The sequence below is a fragment of the Micromonospora sp. NPDC050784 genome, from assembly GCF_044456765.1.
GTDB classification, from domain to species: Bacteria; Actinomycetota; Actinomycetes; order Mycobacteriales; family Micromonosporaceae; genus Micromonospora; species Micromonospora foliorum.
On sequence record NZ_JBITGG010000007.1, the window covers coordinates 186,606 to 205,873 of the forward strand.

Consider the following 19,268-nt stretch of genomic DNA (forward strand, 5'->3'; position numbering starts at 1 on the left):
ATTTACGCGCGCCGCCGCCCGTCAAATGTTTTGTTGTGGGGGGGGGGGGGGGCCGGGGGCGCCCCCCCCCCCCCGCCAAGCTCAGCCCCGGTCGGGGGCGCTGATCTCCCGGAGCTGGCCGTCGGCCAGCCGCAACCACCGCTGCACGCCGATCTCGGCGAGGAACCGCTCGTCGTGGCTGACCACCACGAACGCCCCCTGGTACGCCGACAGCGCGCTCTCCAACTGACCCACGCTGACCAGGTCCAGGTTGTTGGTCGGCTCGTCGAGCAGCAGCAGTTGCGGCGCCGGTTCGGCGCAGAGCACACAGGCGAGGGTGGCGCGCAGCCGTTCACCGCCGGAGAGCACCCCGACCGGCAGGTTGACCCGGGCACCCCGGAACAGGAACCGGGCGAGCAGGTTCATCCGCTTGGCGTCCGGCAGGTTCGGCGCGTACGCGGCGAAGTTCTCCGCCACCGTGCGGTCGAGGTCCAGCAGGTCCAGCCGCTGCGACAGGTACGCGATCCGCCCGTCGGCCCGCCGGATCTCGCCGCCGGCCGGGTCCAGGTCGCCGTTGACCAGGCGTAGCAGGGTCGACTTGCCGACGCCGTTCGCCCCGGTGAGCGCGATCCGTTCCGGCCCCCGGATCACCAGATCGGCGCCGTCGTCGCCGAACAGGTCCCGGTCGTCGAAGCGGGCCCGCATCCCCTGGCCGGAGAAGACCGTGCGCCCGCCCGGGACGCTGGTGTCCGGCAGGTCCACGACGATCCGGTCCTCGTCGCGTACCGCCCGGCCCGCCTCGTCTAGCCGGGCCTTGGCCTGGCCGAGCCGGGACGAGTGCGTCTCCTGCGCCTTGCCGGCCGACTCCTGCGCGCTGCGCTTGAGCCCGCCGGCCACGATCCGGGCTAGGCCCGCGTTCTTCAGGTTCTTGGACGCGTTGCTGGCCCGCCGGTCGGCGCGCTCCCGGGCCTGCTGCATCTCCCGCTTCTCCCGCTTGACCTCCTGCTCGGCGTTGCGCAGGTTGCTCTCGGCCACCTCCCGCGCCGCCTGCAGCGCCTCGGTGTACGCGGTGAAGTTGCCCCCGTACCAGCGGATCTCACCCTGGTCCAGCTCGGCGATGCGGTCCATCCGGTCCAGCAGCTCCCGGTCGTGGCTGACCAGCAGCAGACATCCGGACCAGTCGGTGAGGACGTCGTAGAGCTTGTGCCGGGCCTCCACATCCAGGTTGTTTGTCGGCTCGTCGAGCAGCAGCACGTTCGGGCGGCGCAGCAGTTGCGCCGCCAGGCCGAGAGAGACCACCTGACCGCCACTGAGGGTGTCCAGCCGACGGTCGAGCGACAGCTCACCCAGGCCGAGCCGGTCCAACTCCGAGCGGGTGCGCTCCTCGATGTCCCAGTCGTCGCCGATCGTGGCGAAGTGTTCCTCGCTGGCGTCGCCGGACTCGATGGCGTGCAGCGCCGCGATCCGCTCGGCGACGCCCAGCACCTGCGCCACGCTCAGGTCACCGGCCAGCGGCAGCGTCTGCGGGAGGTAGCCGAGCAGGCCGTCGACGGTGACGCTGCCGCCGCTGGGCCGCAGCTCCCCGGCGATCAGCCGCAGCAGGGTGCTCTTGCCGGCGCCGTTGGGCGCGACCAGCCCGGTGCGACCGCCCGGCACGGTGAAGGACAGCTCCGAGAAGACCGGGGTGTCGTCCGGCCAGGAGAAGGACAGGTTCGAGCAGACAATGAACGCATCAGACATGCGAGTGACCTCGAGAGGGTGGGGTGGGCGCGCCAGAGCCGCCCGACGACAACGGGAACCGGTGGAACGACAAATGGCCACGGCGGCTGCGCAGGAGGCGCGCCGAACCGATGGCCGAACACATCCGGTCTCACCCGGAGATGTCGTCGTCACCCGCCATGTCTGGTCTCCCTGGTCGTGCCACTAACCCAACTCAGCCGAGTCTAACAACGGATCTCCACCCCGCCACAGCGGTTCCCGCCCACCCCTCCGAGGTCAGTACTCGTCGATCATGGAGTTGTGGTGGGCGAATTGTCATCCTACGCCCCCTTTGTGCAGCACCACAACTCCATGATCGACGTATCCGGGGCGTCAGCGGGGGCGGTACTCGACCTCGGGGCGGCCCGGGGTGCCGTAGCGGGGGGTGCGGGCGGCCCGGTCGACGGTGACCAGATACTCCAGGTAGCGGCGGGCGGTCACCCGGGAGATGCCGGTCAGCGCGCTCACCTCGGTCGCGGACAGCCCGGCCTCCGCGCGGGTGCCGTCAGTGAGCGCGGCGCGTACCCGATCGAGGGTCTGCGCGTCGAGCCCCTTGGGCAGGCTGTGCCCGGCGGTGCCGCGCAGGGTGGCGAACATCTGGTCCACCTCGTGCTGGGCGGCGACCTCGCCGTCGGCGAGCGCCTGGGCGCGGTAGTCGGCGTACCGCTCCAGCTTGTCGCGGAACGCGGCGAACGTGAACGGCTTGAGCAGGTAGTGGGTCACCCCGAGGGACACGGCGGTGCGCACCACCGCCAGGTCCCGCGCGGAGGTCACCGCGAGCACGTCGACGCTGCTGCCGGCCGCGCGCAGCGCCCGGCAGACGTCCAGGCCGTGCAGGTCGGGCAGCCGAAAATCAAGGAGTACGAGGTCCACGTCGCCGCCGTCGTTGGCGCGAAGGGCAGCCATCGCCGCCCGCGCGGTGTGCGCCACCCCGACCACCACGAAACCGGGAACCCGTTCGGTGTACGCGCTGTGCGCCTCGGCCAGCAGCGGCTCGTCCTCGACGACCAGCACCCGGATGTCGGTCATGACCGCTCGATTCTGCCCGGCAGTCGGACGGTGAACAGGCTGCCGCCGTCGTCCGAGCGACCCACCTCGGCACCCCCGCCGTGCCGGCGGACCACCTGCCCGACCAGTGCCAGCCCGAGGCCCCGGCCGGTGCTCTTGGTGGACCAGCCGCGCCGGAACGCGTCGGCGACCCGCTCCGGTGCCAGGCCGGGGCCGCTGTCGGCGACCCGGACCACCAACTCGTCGTCGACAATGCCGACGAAGACCCGCACCCGGCGCGGCGCCGGTGTGCCGGCCACCGCCTCCAGGGCGTTGTCGACCAGGTTGCCGACCACGGTGAGCAGGTCACCGGTTGGCAGCGGACTGTCGTCGAGGTGGCAGTCCGGCTCGATGACCAGATCCACCCCGCGCTCGCCGGCCTGTGCGGACTTGCCGAGCAGCAGGGCGGCCAACGCCGGCTCGGTCACCGCGCCGACCACCCGGTCGGTCAGCTGCTGGGCGAGGACCAGGTCCCGGGTGCCGAGCCGGACAGCCTCGTCGGCGCGGCCCAGCTCGACCAGGGTCAGCACGGTGTGCAGCCGGTTGGCCGACTCGTGGGTCTGCGCCTGCAACGCCTCGGTCAGCGCCCGCACCGAATCCAGCTCGCTGGCCAGTGTGCGCAGCTCGGTCTGGTCGCGCAGGGTCAGCACGGTGCCGAGCGCCGCGCCCTCGAACCGGGCGGTCCGCTGGTTGGCGACGAGCACCCGGTCACCGGCGAGGATCGGCTCGTCACGGGCGTCGCGCCCGGAGTCGAGCAGCTCGGCTGCCGCCGGTGGCAGGTCGATCCCGGCCACCGGCTGGTCGATCACCGGTGCGTCCGCGTCGAGCCCCAACAGCCGGCGGCCCTCGTCGTTCACGAGCGCCACCCGGCGATCGGTGGTCAGCACGACGAGACCCTCGCGCACCGAGTGCAGAACAGCGTCGTAGTACTCGTACATCCGGGTCATCTGCGCCGGCCCCAGACCGTGCGTCTGACGACGGAGCCGGCGGCTGAGCAGCCAGGAGCCCGTCGCGGCGAGCGCCAGAGCCGGAGTGACCACACCGAACAGCACCGGCAACTGGCCGAGTAGCTTCTTGTCGATCTCGCGGGTGGTGATGCCCACCGAGACCAGACCGATGAGGTGTCGCTGCTCGTCGTACACCGGAACGACCGCGCGCACCGACTCGCCGAGCGTCCCGACGTTGGTGGTGGTGAACGGGCGGCCCGCCAGGGCGGGACCGATCTCGCCGACGAACGGCTCGCCGATCCGGTCCTCCGTCGGGTGCGAGAAACGGGTGCGGTCGGGGGCCATCACCACCACGAAGTCGGTTTCCGTGGCCTTGCGGGTCGACTCGGCGTACGGCTGCAGGACCCTCGCGGGGTCGGCGGTCGTGAGGGCCGCGCGGACGTCGGGGGAGCCGGCCACGGTCTGCGCCACCGCGAGCACCTCATCCTGCGCGGCCTGGCGCGCGTCGCTGCGGGCCAGCCACACGGCGCCCGCCGCGCCGGCCAGCACGAGCAACGTCACCACCATCGCCTGGAGGGCGAAGAGTTGCCCCGCGATGCTCCACTGGCGTCGGGCCACCTCCACCACCTCCTCTCGCGCCACCGTTGGTGCCGTCGCGGTGAACAGAATGACCGCAAGGCTGTCAACCGGTGAGACGCGCTTCACATTGTCGACATGGACACCACCACACCCGCCACCACCCCGGCACCGGCGGTCCGCCGGGACCGTACCCGTTACCTGTATCTGGCCGTCATCGTGGCCGTGGTCGCCGGCATCGTGGTCGGCCTGGTCGCCCCCGATTTCGGCAAGGAACTCAAGCCGATCGGCACCGGCTTCGTCAACCTGATCAAGATGATGATCAGCCCGGTCATCTTCTGCACCATCGTGCTCGGCGTCGGCTCCGTCCGGCAGGCCGCGAAGGTCGGCAAGGTCGGCGGCCTGGCCCTCGGCTACTTCCTCACCATGTCGACCGTCGCGCTCGCCATCGGCCTGGTCGTCGGCAACCTCATCCACCCCGGCTCCGGCCTGAACCTCGGCCCGGAACTCGCCGGCTCCGGCAAGGCCGCCGCCGGTGACGAGGCCGCCGGTACGGCGGACTTCCTGCTCGGGATCATCCCGACCACGCTGCTCTCGGCGCTGACCGAGGGCAAGGTGCTCCAGACGCTGCTGGTCGCCCTGCTGGTCGGCTTCGCCGTACAGGCCATGGGCCGGCGGGGTGAGCCGGTGCTCAGCGCCATCACCGTCATCCAGCGGGTCGTCTTCAAGGTCCTCGCCATGATCATGTGGCTGGCGCCGATCGGCGCGTTCGGCGCGATGGCCGCCGTGGTCGGCGCGACCGGCGTGGACGCCCTCAAGAGCCTCGCCCAGATCATGGTGGGCTTCTACGTCACCTGTCTGATCTTCGTGCTGGTCTTCCTGGGCGCGCTGCTGTGGTTCGTGGCCCGGATCTCGATCTTCTCGCTGCTGCGTTACCTGGGCCGGGAGTTTCTGCTGATCCTGTCGACCTCGTCGTCGGAGTCGGCGCTGCCGCGGCTGATCGCCAAGATGGAACACTTCGGCGTGAGCAAGCCGGTCGTCGGCATCACGGTGCCGACCGGCTACTCGTTCAACCTGGACGGTACGGCGATCTACCTGACCATGGCGTCGCTGTTCATCGCCGACGCGCTGGGCAAGCCGCTGGCCATCGGCGAGCAGATCTCGCTGCTGCTGTTCATGATCATCGCGTCGAAGGGCGCCGCCGGGGTCACCGGCGCCGGGCTGGCCACGCTGGCCGGCGGCCTCCAGTCACACCGGCCGGACCTCGTCGACGGGGTCGGGCTGATCGTCGGCATCGACCGGTTCATGTCGGAGGCTCGGGCGCTGACCAACTTCGCCGGCAACGCGGTGGCGACCGTGCTGGTGGGCACCTGGACCGGCGAGTTCGACCGGGAGCGGGCGACCGCGGTGCTGAGCGGCAACGACCCGTTCGACGAGGCCACCATGGTCGACGAGCACGACGACGACGAGGCGGCGCCCCGCCCCGACGAGAAGGAGACCACGCCGGCCGGAGCGTCGGCCGGAGCGTCGGGCTGAGCGCCGGCCGGAGCGCGGCCTGAGTCACGGGCGTGGACCGGGGTCGCGGCGGCCGAGCGTCGCCGCGACCCCGCCGCGATCCCTACCCGCCGCTGATCCACTCCGTTTACTGGAAATCGGGGCATCCGAGCGGCCCGGACACCGCGTTTTCCTGAAATCCGAGCCGATCTGCCGGCGCCGGGCGCTGAGAGCGGGAGGGGTCAGCGGCGGCGTGCTCGCCACATCGTGTGCTCCCGGGAGATCGCCGTCTCCGTGTCGTTCACGAACCGCGACAGTTCGGCCTCCGAGCCGATCCGGGTGGCCAGGGACCCCATGGCGGCAAGCTCCTGACTTGCCAGGGCATAGGCGGTCGCCACCGCGCCGTGTTGCCGCGTCTGCGTCCAGGCCGCCCCGGCCGCGACCGCCGCGGCGGCCACGCCGAGCAGGTCGAGGTCGGTCAGCCCGGCAGCCCTCGACACGGCCAGGGTCACCCCGACTATCTCCAGCACGAGCATGCTGACCGACCAGCGGGTCGCCCGCGCCCGGTTCGACAATGACCGCTCGGCGTACCAGGCTCGCTGGGCCTCAAGACGGCCGGTCAGGTACGCGGCACGGCGCTCCTCGAGGGAGGCGGCGCGTAGTGCGCGCATTCCGTCCGTGATTTGCTGCCCGGCCATCGCGGGGGCCGCCAACCCGGCGGCGGACATGTCCCGGGTCAGGCCCAGCAGTCGGCTGGTGAACTCCTCGACGCTGTCCGAGTCGCTCTGCGATCGCGGAAAAGGGTCAGCCGCGATGGTGAATCGCCAGGTGAGCGACTTGATGGATTCGGAGAGGGCCCTGCCGACGTACCACCGTTCGTTGGGGCGATTGGTGAGGAGGAAGACCTCGACGACCGAGGTGGCGGCGAAGGCAGCCGCCGCGAGCGCCGGGCCCAGAGCGAAGTCGTCGAGCTTCCAGGTGGCGACTCCCGCGACCGCGGCCACCAGGAGCAGGGACAGCCGCAGCGCGATCAGGGTTGCGTACACCCGTTGGCCGCGCTGCGACTCGTAGGACACGGCACGCTGAAACGGGGGAAGATCCTCGGCCTTCAGCATGTCGGTGACCTCTCGACAGAACGTCCAGGGCGTCGGCGGGGCGAGCAGCGATCCCGACCAGCAGTCGGTACGCGGCGCTGTAGACAGTAGACACCGCCGTCCACCCCGACCACCCGCACCGACTCCCACCCCGCGCCCGCCGCCGCCCGCGCCCGCCGCCGGTGATCAAGAAGTTCGCGTCACGACACGCCGCGACGAATGACGCAAAGCTCTTAATCAACCGTGGCGGACCTTTTCACCGGGTCCCGGGGCGCCAACCAGAAATGGCGGGCCAAATCAGCGCTGACGGCGGGCGCTGCGATGGTTACGGTCGTGGATGTCGAGGTTCCCCGACCGTTCGAGGAGTGATCGCATGCCCCCCTCTCCGTCCCGGCTCTTCGCCGAGATAGCGACGGCCGAACCGCCGGCCGAGACCAGAGTGGTCATGCGACGTGCGGTGGTGCTTGGCGGCAGCATGGCCGGGTTGCTGGCCGCCCGGGTGTTGAGCGACCACGCCGAGGAAGTGCTGATCATCGAACGGGACCCGTCCGATGTCGACGCCGGGCCGCGGCCGGGTGTGCCCCAGGGCAGTCAGGTGCACGCGCTGCTGCCCGCCGGTCAGGTCCAGTTGGAGCGCTGGTTTCCCGGCATCGCCGACGAGGCGCTCGCGCTCGGCGCCCCGCCACCGCCGCGCGACCCGGGCACGGCGAAGGTCTTCGTGAACGGCATGTTGGGTCTGCCGCCCGCGCCGACCGGCACCGGACCGGCGCTGATCACCACCCGTCCGTTCCTGGAGGCGCTGGTCCGCCGGCGCACCCTCGCCGTCGACAACATCCGCATGGTGTACGGCCGGGCGGAGGGCCTGCTCTTCGACGAGCGCCGGGTCACCGGCGCCCGGTACGTGCCCGAGGGTGGCAGCGAGCCCATCGTGGAAGCGGCAGACCTGGTGGTCGACGCGATGGGGCGGTCCAGCCGGTTGAGCGACTGGCTGGCCGAGCACGGGTGGCCGCGCCCGCCGATGCAGCGCATGCCGATCAAACTGAACTACGCCACGGCGCTCTTCAGGCGCGACGAGAAGGTCAGCGACGCCTGGGTGGCGGTCTTCCACACCATGGCGGGCAAGGGGCGTACCGCCCGGATCGGTGGGATCAACTCGGTCGAGGGGGACCGGTGGATCATGCTGGTGGCCGGCTACGACGGGGACCGGCCCAGCCGCGACGTCGCCGACTTCACCGCCCGCTGCCGCGAGCACTACCCGCAGATGTTCGGTGACATCGCCGAACACGGGGAGATGCTCGGCGGGGTGGTCACGTACCACCAGGCGGACAGCCGACGCCGCGACTTCCACAAGCTCGACCGCCTGCCGGCCGGGCTGGTCGCCGCCGGTGACGCGGTCGCGTCCTTCAACCCGGTGTACGGCCAGGGCATGACCTCCGCGACGCTGCACGCCTCCTGCCTGTCGAAGTACCTGCGGTCCGGCTCCAAGCCGCACGACGAGCCCGCGCGGGCGTACTTCGACCAGGTCCGCGTGGTGGTCGACGCCGCCTGGCAGATCTCCACCACCGCCGACATCGAGCTGCCGCACGTCGACGGGCCGTACCCGCCGGGCTACAAGGTCACCAAGTGGTTCGGGGACCTGCTCTTCCGGGCGTCGCTGACCGACCCGGTGCTCAACGCCCGGCTGGGCCGGGTCACCACCATGCTCGACCACCCGGCCGCCCTGAGCCGCCCCGGCACCCTGTTCCGGGCCCTCCGACTCGGTCTGCTCGGCAGCTCTCGGCGGTGATTCGCCGCCAAACCCGCCGCCCCCGCCGGGGCGAGGTGGAGAATGGTGGGCCGGGGAGGGGTGCTGCGACGAAGCCGGGGGAGCGGTCGTGCTCGGAACCAGCCTCCTTGGCCGGCTTCGCCGCCGTGACCCGGGTGATGCCATCCTGCGACGCGCGGCCCGACTGACGCTCGTCGCGTCCGTCGTCTTCTACGGCTGCCGGTACGGGGCGGGCAACTCGACGCTCGCCACCTACGGGTTGTTCGGCACGATCGCCACCGGGTCGTTCGCGCAGCTGCCCGGGCCGGCGCCGCAGCGGGCGCGGATCCTCGTGCTGTCGCTGCCGGCCGTGTGGGCGCTGATCGCGGTGGGCTCGCTGTTGGCGTGGAGCACGTGGGCGGCGGCCGGGGGCATGCTGGTCGTCGGGTTCGTGGTGGCGTTCGCCGGGGTCGGCAACCCGCGCCTGGTGGGTTTGGCGAGCGCGTTCCAGCTCTTCTACATCCTGGCGTCGTTCCCGCCGTACCAGCCGGGCACCCTGCCGGAGCGGCTCGGTGGGGTGACGTTCGCCGTCGTGCTGCTCGCCGCAGCCGAGGTGCTCCTCTGGCCCGACCCGGTGCCGGTCTCCTACCGGCAGCGCCTCGCCGAGGCGGCGGACGGCGTCGCCGCCTTCCTCGACGCCGCCGCCGAGAGGTTGACCGCGCCGCACACCCCCGCGGGTGGTCGGGACAGTCGGCGCGAGCGGGCGTACGACGTGGTGGCGGCGATCGAGTTGAACCGCAGCCCCCCGGCGTGGGCGCCCACCGCGGCGGGCGCTCGGGACCGGGCGTTGCGGATCTGCGCGGCCGCGTTACGGGAGGTACTCGCCGAGGCCGACCGGCTGGCGGCGGACGCCCCGCCCGAGCCGATCCCGGACCTGGCGGCGGCGCGTCTGCTGCGCTCGTGCGCGGACACGACCCGCGCCGCCGGCCGGAGCCTGTCGCCGGGTGCCCCGGCGGTGGCCCCCGCCGACCTTGACGTGGCGGTCGGACGAGCCGAGGCGGCGTACCCGGTGGGAGAGGGCCAGGTCCGCGACGCGCCGGACGTACCCCGGTTGTGCCGGGACGCGACCGCGCTGGCCCTCGCGGACCAGGTCCGGGTCTTCGTCGTCGGTTCCCGGGTGGCCACCGGGGTACGGCTCGACGGCGGCGACGCCTCCTCGGGGCTGTTCGAGTACACCCGGCGCAGCCCGTGGACGCTGTACTGGTGGCAGTTCCGCTCCCACCTGGCGCCGCGCTCGGCCCACCTGCACAGCTCCCTGCGGCTGGCCGTGGCGCTCGCCATCGCCCGGGTGGCCGCCGGGGTGTTGCAGCTGACCCACGGCTTCTGGGTGCTGCTGGCCACCCTCACGGTCCTGCGCACCTCGGCCGCCGACACCCGCACGGCGCTGCGGCCGGCCGTGCTGGGCACGATCGCCGGCGCGGTCGCCAGCGGCGGGGTGATGCTCGTCGTCAACGAGCCGATCGTGTACGCCATCGTCCTGCCGATCACCCTGCTGCTGGCCTTCGGCGTTGGTCGCCTGCTCGGTCCGGTGTGGCAGCAGGCGCTGTTCACCCTGCTGCTGACGGTCGTCTTCGCCCAGCTCAGCCCGGAAGGGTGGCGGCTCGCCGAGGTCCGCCTCGTCGACGTGCTGCTCGGCGCGGTGATCGGCGTGCTCGCCGGGGTGGCGATGTGGCCGCGCGGCGCAGGCCACGACCTGCGGCACAACGCCACCCACTACCTGAAGGCCAGCGCGGATGCGGTCGACCAGACGGTCCAGGCGGTGCTCGGCGACGCCCCGCCACCCGAGGGTGCCCTCCGCCGGGTCCGTCGTCGGATGGTCCTGATCGACTCGTCGTACTGCCAGTACCACTCGGAGCGGCACGATCCGCACCGTCAGCAGGTGAACTGGGACGCCGTGCTGAGCACCGGGCACCACGTCGTGCCGGGCGCGGAGTCGCTGCTGCGGCGCAACCCACCCGGCTGCCTCGCCGGCTGGGTTGCGGCGGCGGCGCTGCTGCGCGAGTCCGCCGGGCGCCTGCGATCGGCGTACGACGCCCTCGCCGACGAGGTCGCGCACGGCCGGACACCGGACCGGGCGCCGGTCTCGACCACCTGCGTCGACCAACTGGACCGGATCCGTCCGCTCCTCGGCGAGGCCGACCTCCAGTCGGTCCGGCACCTGGTGGAGGTCGACCGGTGGCTCGCCGGCCTCGCCGACAGTCTCGCCCGGGCCAGCCCGCCCGTTGCCGACGAGTCGGTCGGGCGCCGCCGAAAGCCGTGACGCCGGTATCGCGCGCGTCGATGTGACCGATCCGGTGCCCCAACCAGTCAACACCTGTGGAAACCCACCAGGGCCACGGGAGGAAAAATGGATCAGAACCTGCGGGTGCTCTTCGACCGCGCCATCGCCGACGAGCCCGAACTACCCCTTGTCGACCTGGCCGGCGACGCGATGGCCGCCGGCACCACCCTGCGCCGACGCCGGCAAGGGCTGGTGGCGACAGGTGTTGCCGCCGTGGTCGCCGTCGCGACGGTCGGGGTGGTGAACGTGGCGACACCGCCGCAGCCGTCGCCGCCGCCACCGACGACGGTGCCGGCGGCGTTCGGCATGCTGGTGAACAAGGAATGCGGGCCTCCCGCCGGGAAGACAGCGACCGACGCCGCGGTCTTCCTCGCCCTGCAGATCACCGACCAGCAGCGCAGCGCGGTCAGCCGCGCGCTGGACGCGGACCCAGCGGTCGGGACCTTGGCGTATGAGAGTCGCGAAGTGGCGCTGCAGAAGTTCAAGAAGCTGTACGCGGACGCACCCGAACTCGTCGACAACATCGTGCCCAGCCAACTACCGGAGTCGTTCCGGATCACGCTCGTCGTGCGGACCCAGTACGCGGAGGTGGCTGAGCGCGTCAAACGCCTGCCCGGGGTCGACGAGATCATCGGCATCGACTGCCCGGCCGGCACCAACGCGTCGGTGGTCGACTGATGGCGGGCGCCCGCTGGGGCGCGGCTCGACGGGGCGAGCAGACCGCCCAACAGGCGGAGTTCACCGCGTTCGTCGAGACCACCGCACCGAGGCTGCGGCGTACCGCCTACCTCATGTGTCGCGACTGGCACCTCGCCCAGGACCTGACCCAGACGACCTTCGCGAAGATGTACGCGAACTGGGGCCGGATCCGACGCACCGCGAACCTCGAGGCGTACAGCCGCCGGGTCCTCATGAACACCGTCTTCGACCAGAACAAGCGGCACAGCGCCGCCGAGGTCGTGCTCGCCGAGCTGCCGGAGGTGTCGCCGCAACGGCCCGACGACACCACGGAGCTGCACGTCGCCCTGCTCCAGGCGTTGGCCACCCTGCCGATTCGCGACCAGGCCATCGTGGTGCTCCGGCACTGGGAGGATCAGAGCGTCGAGGCCGTCGCCAGCACCCTCGACGTCTCCGTGTCGGTGGTCAAGATGCAGAACGCCCGCGCGTTGACCAAGCTGCGGGCGTTGCTCGGTCAGGACTTCGTCCGGATCTGACAGGCCGCCGGTCGCCGATTGGCCGTGCCCGTCGCGCGTCGCTCGGCCTAGCGTCGACGCCATGGAGATCGAGCAGGCGCAGAAGCTGTGGCAGCCGGAGCCTGGCTGGTTGAACACCGCCAGCTACGGGTTGCCGCCGGAGCCGGCGTGGGCGGCGTTGCAGGAGGCCCTCGCGGCGTGGCGGGTTGGTCGTACGTCATGGGAGGGCTGGGGCGAGTCGACGCACCGGGCTCGCGTCGCCTTCGCCGGCCTCATCGGGGTGCCGGTCGGTGACGTGGCGGTCGGCGCGACCGTGTCCCAGCTCCTCGCGCCGGTCGCGGCGGCGCTGCCGGCCGGTGCCACGGTGGTGGTCCCCGAGGTCGAGTTCACCTCGAATCTCTTCCCCTGGCTGGTGCAGGAGGAGCGCGGCGTCAAGGTCCGCACGGTGCCGCTGGATTCGCTGGTCGACGCCATCGACGCCGATACCGACCTGGTCGCGTTCAGCCTGGTGCAGTCGGCCAACGGGGCGGTCGCCGCGTACGACGAGATCGTGGCCGCGGCCCGTGCGCACGACGCGCTGGTGGCGGTGGACGCCACCCAGGCGTGCGGCTGGCTGCCGTTCGACGGTGGCCGGGCCGACGTGGTGGCCGTGGGCGGCTACAAGTGGCTGATGAACCCGCGCGGGACGGCATACGCCTACCTGGCCCCCGGGTTGCGGGAGCGGCTGCGCCCCGACGCCGCCGGCTGGTACGCGGGCCGCGACCCGCACGCCTCCTACTACGGCCCGCCGCTGCGGCTGGCCGACGACGCCCGCCGGTTCGACATCTCGCCGGCCTGGTTCAGCTGGGTCGGTGCGGTGCCCGCCCTGGAGGTGGTCGCCGAGGTCGGCGTCTCGGCGATCGGGGCGCACAACGTGGCGCTGGCCAACCGGTTCCTGACCGGGCTGGGCCGGCCACCGGGGGAGAGCGCCATCGTCAGCGTGGACGTGGCCGACGCGGAGCAGCGCCTCGCCGCGGCCGGCATCCGGGCGGCGGTGCGCGCCGGGCGGGTCCGGGCCTCGTTCCACATCTACTCCACCGAGGCCGATGTGGACGCCGCGCTGACGGCGTTGACCGGCTGAGCCCGGCGTCGAGGGCGGTCGGGCGGGTAGCCGACCGTCCTCGACGTCAGCGGACGTCCCGGCTCAGGCCAGGTGGCCACCGATCTTCGTGTAGCCGCGCAGCAGGTCCCGCGAGATGATCAGCCGCTGCATCTCGTCGGTGCCCTCGAAGATCCGGTAGAGCCGGACCTGCCGGTACCAGCGTTCGATCGGCAGCTCTCGGGTGTAGCCCATGCCGCCGTGGATCTGGAGCACCCGGTCGACCACTCGGTTGACCATGCCGGCGCCGTAGAGCTTGCCCATCGACGAGGCGTGCCGGGGGTCCAGGCCCGCGTCGACCGTCCACGCCGAGCGCAGCACCAGCCAGCGCGCCGCCTCCAGCTCCGTCTCCGAGTCGGCGATCATCCACTGGATGGCCTGGTTGGTGCCGATCTTCGCGCCGAAGGTCTCCCGGGTGTTGGCGTACTCGATGGCCATCTGCAACACCCGCTCGGCGATGCCGATGGCGTGCGACGGGATGGTGTAACGCCCCTTGCCGATCCACTCCATGCCGAGCGTGAAGCCCTGCCCGATCTCGCCGAGGATGTTGCGGTGCGGCACGCGTACGCCGTCGAAGATGAGCGACGCGGGCCCGCCCTCGCCCATCGTCTGGATGAACTCGGAGCGCCAGCCCATCGACCGGTCCACCAGGAAGGCGGTGGCTCCGCCGTTGCGGGCGCCCTTCTCCCGGTCGGTCACCGCGACCACGATGGCGAAGTCGGCGTCGTGACCGCCGGTGATGAAGGTCTTCTCGCCGTCGAGGATCCAGTCGTCGCCGTCGCGGCGGGCGGACAGCCGGATGTTGGCCGCGTCGGACCCGGCACCCGGTTCGGTGATCGCGAAGCAGGAACGCCGCTCGCCCTCGATGGTCGGGATGAGGAACTCCCGCTTCTGCTCCTCGGTGGCGTGGAACAGGATGTTGTCCGCCTCGCCACCGAAGCGGAACGGCACGAACGTGCGGCCCAGCTCGGTCCAGATCAACGACTGGAGTACGGCCGGCAGGTTCATCCCGCCGTACTCTTCCGGGGTGGCCAGGCCCCAGAAGCCGAACTTGCGTGCCTTGAGTTGCAGTTCGCGCACCTCGGAGTGGTCGAGGCCCGGCTGGTGCGCCCGTTCCCGGCGGAGCACCTCCGCTTCCAGGGGCATCACCTCGCGGGTGATGAACGCGCGCACGGTGTCTCGGACGGCGCGTTCCTCGTCGGACAGTGCGAAGTCCACGGTTCCCCCTCGGTCGACGTGGCGGTGCGCCGCTGCGGGTCGCAGCGGTCATCCCTAAACTAGCGGTGTAAGTTTTCATTCGTCCAGACCCTCGTGGTGACGCCTGCGCGCAGACGGTCCCGGATAGGGTGCGTGAACAGGTGGTTCCCGCGGGGAGGGACACCGCAGACCGAGGAGCTGTGACGTGCCCCGACCTCGACGACCACTGCTCACCCGCGACCGGATCGTCGAGACGGCGCTCGCGCTGATCGACGCCGACGGGCTCGGCGCGCTCTCCACCCGCCGGCTCGCCGCCGCGCTCGGAGTGCAGGGTCCCTCGCTCTACAACCACTTCGCCACCAAGGACGACATTCTCGACGCGGTCGCCGACACGGTCACCGGCGCCGTCGACACCAGTGGCTTCGCCAGCCGGGACTGGGCCACCGCGCTGCGCGACTGGGCGTGGTCGTACCGGCGCGCGCTCACCGCGCACCCGAACATCGTGCCGTACCTGGCGCAAGGGCCCGGTCGTCGACCGGCCGCCCTCGCCATGGCCGACGCCGTCTACGGCGGCCTGGTCCGGGCCGGCTGGCCGCCGGCCCGCGCCACCCACATCGGCGCCGCGCTGCGCTACTTCGTGGCCGGGTCGGCGCTCGGCTCGTTCGCCCGCGGGTTCGTCGAGGACCCGGAGCTGTACGCCGCGCACTACCCGCACCTGCGCCAGGCGCACCGGCTCGCCGAGCACCAGCAGAGCGTGGACGAGGGCGCCTTCGCTCTCGGCCTGGACGCCCTGCTGCACGGACTGGCTGCCGAGTACACCCGCACCGTCGACACGGTGGAGTCCGCCCGGCCCAAGGGGTAGCGTCCAAACTCCCAGCGCTAGTTTCCTCGCTCGACCCCGTCGCCATCGCCCATCGCCCACCCTCGAAGGGACGACATGGACCTCGCCGCCCCGCCGTCGCAGTTGCCCGACTCGCTGCGCCTCCGGCGCCACCTGCACGTCGGTGGGGAGTGGACGTCTCCCGCCGACACCGAACTGATCGACGTGGAGAACCCGAGCACCGGGGAGCTGGTCGGGCAGGTGCCGGCCGGCAGCCCGGCCGACGTGAATCGCGCCGTGGCCGCGGCCCGCGCCGCCTTCCCCGGCTGGTCGGCCGCCACCCCCGCCGAGCGCTCCGCCCACCTCGACCGGCTGCACACGGCGCTCACCGCCCGCGCCGACGACCTCGCCCGCACCATCGCCGTGGAGCTGGGCTCGCCGCTCAAGCTCGCCACCCGGGTGCAGGTCGGCCTCCCGTTGACCGTGCTGCGTGACCACGTCGCGCTCGCCGCCCGCGCGCCGGTCGAGGAGAGCATCGGCAACTCGCTCGTCGTCCGCGAGCCGATCGGCGTGGTCGGCGCGATCACCCCGTGGAACTACCCGCTGCACCAGGTGATGGCGAAACTCGCACCCGCCCTGGCCGCCGGCTGCACGGTGGTGCTCAAGCCCAGCGAGTTGACCTCGTTGACCGCGTGCCTGCTCTTCGACGCGGTCAGCGAAGCCGGCTTGCCGCCCGGGGTGCTCAACCTGGTCCCCGGCACCGGGCCGGTGGTCGGCGAGGCGCTCGCCGGGCACCCCGACGTCGACCTGGTCTCGTTCACCGGCTCCACCGCCACCGGCGCGCGGATCATGCGGCTCGCCGCCGACCGGATCGCCCGGGTCGCGCTGGAGCTGGGCGGCAAGTCCGCCAACGTGATCCTCCCCGACGCCGACCTCGCCACCGCCGTCAAGGTGGGCGTCGGCAACGCCCTGCTCAACTCCGGCCAGACCTGCACCGCGTGGACCCGGATGCTGGTGCACCGCGACCGGTACGACGAAGCCCTCCACCTGATCGCCACGGCGGTGGCCGGCTACCGACTCGGCGACCCGTTCGACCCGGCGACCCGGCTCGGCCCGCTGGTCTCCGCCGCGCAGGCCGAGCGGGTACGCGGCCACATCGACCGAGCCCTCGCCGACGGCGCCCGGTTGGTCACCGGCGGGCCCGACGCCCCGGTGCCGGCCCGGGGGCACTTCGTCGCCCCGACCGTCTTCGCCGACGTGCACCCCGACAGTGCACTCGCCCAGGAGGAGGTCTTCGGCCCGGTGCTCGCCGTCATCCCGTTCACCGACACCGACGAGGCGGTCGCCATCGCCAACAACTCGAAGTACGGGCTGGCCGGCGCGGTCTGGTCCGCCGACACCGACGCGGCGCTCGCGGTGGCCCGGCGGCTGCGCACCGGCGCCGTCGACATCAACGGTGCCCCGTTCAACCCGCTCGCCCCGTTCGGCGGCTACAAGCAGTCCGGCCTGGGCCGGGAGCTGGGCGTGCACGGGCTGGCCGAGTTCTGCGAGCTGAAGGCGATCCAGCGATGACCCACCCCGAGCTGTCCCCGGCCGCGCCAGCAGGCGGCACAGAGCTGTCCGCGGCCGCGCCGGGCGGCGGCGGCACCGAGCCGGCGTCCGCGCCGGTCACCGTTCGCGCGCTCGTCGCGCGCGGATCCGGTGCCGAGCTGCGGGTCGAGCGGGTACGCCTACCCGCGCCCGGGCCCGGCGAGGTACGGGTGACGATCAGGGCGGCCGGTGTCTGCCACTCCGACCTGTCCATGGTCAACGGCACCCTCGCCGCGAGGTTCCCGCTGGTGCTCGGGCACGAGGCGACCGGCGTGGTGGCCGAGGTCGGGCCGGGCAGCCAGCTGACCGTCGGCACCCCGGTCGTGCTCAACTGGGCACCGGCCTGCCGGGCCTGCTGGTGGTGCCGGCGCGGCGAGCCGTGGCTCTGCGCCGACACCACCGCCCCGACCGTGCCGCGCGGCGAGACCGACGACGGGGTCCCGCTACACCTGACCCTCGGCCTCGGCGCGCTCGCCGAGGCGGTGGTGGTACCCGAACGTGCCGTCATCCCGATCCCGGCCGGGCTGCCGTCCGAACAGGCCGCCCTGCTCGGCTGCGCGGTGCTGACCGGCGTCGGCGCGGTCCGGAACACCGCCCGGGTGGCGCCCGGCGAGGCGGTGGCGGTCGTCGGGCTCGGTGGGGTCGGGCTCGCCGTGCTCAGCGCGGCCCGCCGGGCCGGTGCCACGACGATCCTGGCCATCGACGTGGCCGAGGCGAAACGGGACCTGGCGCTCGCCGCCGGGGCGACCGACTTCCTGCTCTCCGACGACCGGCTCTCCAAGGAGGTGCGGGCGCGCACCGAGAGCCGCGGCGTCGACCATGCCTTCGAGTGCGTCGGACGCGCCGCCACCATCCGGGCCGCCTGGCGGCTCACCCGACGTGGGGGAGCGGTGACCGTGGTCGGCATGGGCGCCAAGGACGACATGGTCAGCCTCGGTGCGCTGGACATCTTCCACTCCGCGCGCACCCTGCGCTCCTCGGTGTACGGCTCGTCCGACCCGGACCGGGAGGTGCCGGTGCTGGCCGCCGAACTCGCCGACAACGCGCTGGATCTGGGTGTGCTGGTCAGCGGGACGGTTTCGTTGGACGAGGCGCCGGCCGCGTTCGACCGGCTGGCGCGGGGCGAGGGCGCCCGCTGGGTGGTCACCCTGGACTGACGCTCGCCACAGCCGGGATCTCAGCACGTCGACGATCTCAGCACGTCGATCTCGCAGCCCGGTGCCCACGGGTCGAAGCCGTGTTCGACGAGCCAGCGGACCGCCAGCAGGCTTCGCAACGACCACCACGCGCGGACCACGTCGAGGTCGACGTCGGCGCGGTAACCGGCGAGGACGTCGCCGAGGTGCTCCTCGTGGCCGAGCGTCAGGGTGGCGAGGTCGAAGAGGGCGTCGCCCTGGCACGCCTCGGACCAGTCGAGCACGCCGGTGACCTCATCGCCGTCGACGAACACGTGGGTGATCTGGAGGTCGCCGTGCGTGAAGACCGGGGTCCACGGGCGGAGCGCCGCCTCGGCGACCTGGCGGTTGCGCGTGACCAGGTCGGTGGGGAGGACGCCGTTGCCGACGAGCCACTCGCACTCGACGTCGAGCTGCGATGTCAACTCGTCGCGGCTGCGGCCGGGCCATGGCGGTAGCGGCGCGTCGTGCAGCTTGCGAGCGGCGGCGCCCGCCGCGGCCCACGCCGCCGGCGAGGCGGTCGACGGCTCGCCGAGGCGACCGAGCGCCGTTCCGGGCAGGGCGGCGAGCGCGAGCACGGGCGGCTTGCGCCAGAGAACCTCGGGGGTCGGGACCGGCGCCAGCGCCATCGCCTCGACCTCGACGTCGGTGCGCCCCGGATCAGCGTCGATCTTCAGGAACAGGTCACCGACGCGCAGGGTCGCGCGTTCCTGATGGGCGACAACGACTTCGACCTCCGGCATGACGGCCATTGTCGCGATACGGCCATCGACATCCCACCGGTTTGTCGGGGACGACTGGCGTGGTTGGCCAGGTGCCCTGGGTCGACCCGGGAAGGGTCAACCCTGGGCACCCGGGCGACGAGAGCCGGGCGGCTGGTCAGAAGGGCGGGGCGTCCTCGCCCATCAGCGCCAGCACGACGCCGCCCTTGCCGCTCTTGAGGCCCTGGACCACGACCTTGCCGGTGCTGCCGTCGGGCAGCTCCAAGGTGAAGGTCTTCCCGACCGCGTTCTTGGGGCCGTTGCCGGCGCTGTTGGCGGGACGGAAGTCGCCCGCCCAGGGCGGAGTCCCGCCCCTACGGGCCGGCTCGGCGAAGAGCGCGGCGGTGCCGGGGGTCCTGGTGCCGTCCGAGGAAAGGAGGACTGAGGCGCTGCGAAAGGTAGCCATATGCGCCA

The 19,268-nt window shown here is 72.4% G+C and carries 16 protein-coding genes; 9 read left to right on the forward strand and 7 right to left on the reverse strand.

What is annotated here, in order from left to right:
* Window positions 1-81: 81 nt before the first annotated feature.
* The 3 genes from abc-f to ACIBD9_RS12310 form a co-directional block, all read right to left on the reverse strand.
* The gene (gene abc-f, locus ACIBD9_RS12300; protein WP_396716975.1) at window positions 82-1,719 is read right to left on the reverse strand and encodes a ribosomal protection-like ABC-F family protein; all 1,638 of its coding nucleotides are present in this window, start codon (window positions 1,717-1,719) and stop codon (window positions 82-84) included.
* A gap of 351 nt (window positions 1,720-2,070) precedes the next feature.
* Window positions 2,071-2,766: a response regulator gene (locus ACIBD9_RS12305; protein ID WP_396716977.1), complete on the reverse strand. Its 696-nt coding sequence runs from the start codon at window positions 2,764-2,766 to the stop codon at window positions 2,071-2,073.
* Window positions 2,763-4,373 (reverse strand): ATP-binding protein, encoded by a 1,611-nt coding sequence (locus ACIBD9_RS12310; protein ID WP_396716979.1) that lies wholly within the window; start codon window positions 4,371-4,373, stop codon window positions 2,763-2,765. Before ACIBD9_RS12310 ends, ACIBD9_RS12305 begins: the two co-directional genes overlap by 4 nt.
* Before the next feature lie 72 nt (window positions 4,374-4,445).
* Between ACIBD9_RS12310 and ACIBD9_RS12315 the strand changes: the two genes are divergently transcribed.
* Window positions 4,446-5,843 carry a cation:dicarboxylate symporter family transporter gene (locus ACIBD9_RS12315; protein ID WP_396716981.1) on the forward strand — a complete coding sequence of 466 codons (1,398 nt, stop codon included), beginning with the start codon at window positions 4,446-4,448 and terminating at the stop codon, window positions 5,841-5,843.
* A gap of 200 nt (window positions 5,844-6,043) precedes the next feature.
* Here the strand turns inward: ACIBD9_RS12315 and ACIBD9_RS12320 are convergent, their stop codons facing one another.
* Entirely contained in the window at window positions 6,044-6,916 is an 873-nt protein-coding gene (locus ACIBD9_RS12320; protein WP_396716983.1) for a DUF4231 domain-containing protein, read from the reverse strand.
* A gap of 352 nt (window positions 6,917-7,268) precedes the next feature.
* On the opposite strand from ACIBD9_RS12320, the gene ACIBD9_RS12325 reads away from it, so the two are divergent.
* From ACIBD9_RS12325 to ACIBD9_RS12345, 5 genes are all read left to right on the forward strand, one after another.
* A complete protein-coding gene (locus ACIBD9_RS12325) occupies window positions 7,269-8,681 on the forward strand; it encodes an FAD-dependent oxidoreductase (RefSeq protein WP_396716985.1) in 1,413 nt (470 codons plus the stop codon).
* Between the two features lie 88 nt (window positions 8,682-8,769).
* On the forward strand, window positions 8,770-10,959 hold the full coding sequence (locus ACIBD9_RS12330) for an FUSC family protein (protein ID WP_396716987.1): 2,190 nt from the start codon (window positions 8,770-8,772) through the stop codon (window positions 10,957-10,959).
* An 87-nt stretch (window positions 10,960-11,046) separates the two neighbouring features.
* Entirely contained in the window at window positions 11,047-11,658 is a 612-nt protein-coding gene (locus ACIBD9_RS12335) for a permease-like cell division protein FtsX (protein WP_396716989.1), read from the forward strand.
* Complete coding sequence (locus ACIBD9_RS12340; protein ID WP_396716990.1) at window positions 11,658-12,194, forward strand: SigE family RNA polymerase sigma factor; 537 nt, start codon at window positions 11,658-11,660, stop codon at window positions 12,192-12,194. The genes ACIBD9_RS12335 and ACIBD9_RS12340 overlap by 1 nt, the downstream gene beginning before the upstream one ends.
* A gap of 61 nt (window positions 12,195-12,255) precedes the next feature.
* Window positions 12,256-13,293, forward strand: a complete 1,038-nt coding sequence (locus ACIBD9_RS12345; RefSeq protein WP_396716992.1) for an aminotransferase class V-fold PLP-dependent enzyme — start codon at window positions 12,256-12,258, stop codon at window positions 13,291-13,293.
* A gap of 63 nt (window positions 13,294-13,356) precedes the next feature.
* On the opposite strand, the gene ACIBD9_RS12350 is transcribed toward ACIBD9_RS12345, so the two are convergent.
* Window positions 13,357-14,529 (reverse strand): acyl-CoA dehydrogenase family protein, encoded by a 1,173-nt coding sequence (locus ACIBD9_RS12350; RefSeq protein ID WP_196922268.1) that lies wholly within the window; start codon window positions 14,527-14,529, stop codon window positions 13,357-13,359.
* Window positions 14,530-14,713: 184 nt separating this feature from the next.
* Between ACIBD9_RS12350 and ACIBD9_RS12355 the strand changes: the two genes are divergently transcribed.
* The 3 genes from ACIBD9_RS12355 to ACIBD9_RS12365 all read left to right on the forward strand — a co-directional run bounded on the left by ACIBD9_RS12355 (window position 14,714) and on the right by ACIBD9_RS12365 (window position 18,075).
* Complete coding sequence (locus tag ACIBD9_RS12355; RefSeq protein ID WP_396716995.1) at window positions 14,714-15,370, forward strand: TetR/AcrR family transcriptional regulator C-terminal domain-containing protein; 657 nt, start codon at window positions 14,714-14,716, stop codon at window positions 15,368-15,370.
* 75 nt (window positions 15,371-15,445) lie between these two features.
* Window positions 15,446-16,900 carry an aldehyde dehydrogenase family protein gene (locus tag ACIBD9_RS12360; protein WP_396716997.1) on the forward strand — a complete coding sequence of 485 codons (1,455 nt, stop codon included), beginning with the start codon at window positions 15,446-15,448 and terminating at the stop codon, window positions 16,898-16,900.
* Complete coding sequence (locus ACIBD9_RS12365) at window positions 16,897-18,075, forward strand: alcohol dehydrogenase catalytic domain-containing protein (RefSeq protein ID WP_396716998.1); 1,179 nt, start codon at window positions 16,897-16,899, stop codon at window positions 18,073-18,075. The genes ACIBD9_RS12360 and ACIBD9_RS12365 overlap by 4 nt, the downstream gene beginning before the upstream one ends.
* A 20-nt stretch (window positions 18,076-18,095) precedes the next feature.
* On the opposite strand, the gene ACIBD9_RS12370 is transcribed toward ACIBD9_RS12365, so the two are convergent.
* Both ACIBD9_RS12370 and ACIBD9_RS12375 read right to left on the reverse strand, forming a co-directional pair.
* On the reverse strand, window positions 18,096-18,836 hold the full coding sequence (locus tag ACIBD9_RS12370) for a phosphotransferase family protein (RefSeq protein WP_396717000.1): 741 nt from the start codon (window positions 18,834-18,836) through the stop codon (window positions 18,096-18,098).
* A 136-nt stretch (window positions 18,837-18,972) separates the two neighbouring features.
* The gene (locus ACIBD9_RS12375) at window positions 18,973-19,260 is read right to left on the reverse strand and encodes a hypothetical protein (RefSeq protein ID WP_231392589.1); all 288 of its coding nucleotides are present in this window, start codon (window positions 19,258-19,260) and stop codon (window positions 18,973-18,975) included.
* Window positions 19,261-19,268 lie beyond the last annotated feature (8 nt).

What these genes read in the sequence shown, in the direction of transcription:
- abc-f (WP_396716975.1), bottom strand. Translation starts at nt 1,719, where the DNA reads ATGTCTGATGCGTTCATTGTCTGCTCGAACCTGTCCTTCTCCTGGCCG.
- ACIBD9_RS12305 (WP_396716977.1), bottom strand. Translation starts at nt 2,766, where the DNA reads ATGACCGACATCCGGGTGCTGGTCGTCGAGGACGAGCCGCTGCTGGCC.
- ACIBD9_RS12315 (WP_396716981.1), top strand. Translation starts at nt 4,446, where the DNA reads ATGGACACCACCACACCCGCCACCACCCCGGCACCGGCGGTCCGCCGG.
- ACIBD9_RS12320 (WP_396716983.1), bottom strand. Translation starts at nt 6,916, where the DNA reads ATGCTGAAGGCCGAGGATCTTCCCCCGTTTCAGCGTGCCGTGTCCTAC.
- ACIBD9_RS12325 (WP_396716985.1), top strand. Translation starts at nt 7,269, where the DNA reads ATGCCCCCCTCTCCGTCCCGGCTCTTCGCCGAGATAGCGACGGCCGAA.
- ACIBD9_RS12335 (WP_396716989.1), top strand. Translation starts at nt 11,047, where the DNA reads ATGGATCAGAACCTGCGGGTGCTCTTCGACCGCGCCATCGCCGACGAG.
- ACIBD9_RS12340 (WP_396716990.1), top strand. Translation starts at nt 11,658, where the DNA reads ATGGCGGGCGCCCGCTGGGGCGCGGCTCGACGGGGCGAGCAGACCGCC.
- ACIBD9_RS12345 (WP_396716992.1), top strand. Translation starts at nt 12,256, where the DNA reads ATGGAGATCGAGCAGGCGCAGAAGCTGTGGCAGCCGGAGCCTGGCTGG.
- ACIBD9_RS12360 (WP_396716997.1), top strand. Translation starts at nt 15,446, where the DNA reads ATGGACCTCGCCGCCCCGCCGTCGCAGTTGCCCGACTCGCTGCGCCTC.
- ACIBD9_RS12365 (WP_396716998.1), top strand. Translation starts at nt 16,897, where the DNA reads ATGACCCACCCCGAGCTGTCCCCGGCCGCGCCAGCAGGCGGCACAGAG.
- ACIBD9_RS12370 (WP_396717000.1), bottom strand. Translation starts at nt 18,836, where the DNA reads ATGCCGGAGGTCGAAGTCGTTGTCGCCCATCAGGAACGCGCGACCCTG.
- ACIBD9_RS12375 (WP_231392589.1), bottom strand. Translation starts at nt 19,260, where the DNA reads ATGGCTACCTTTCGCAGCGCCTCAGTCCTCCTTTCCTCGGACGGCACC.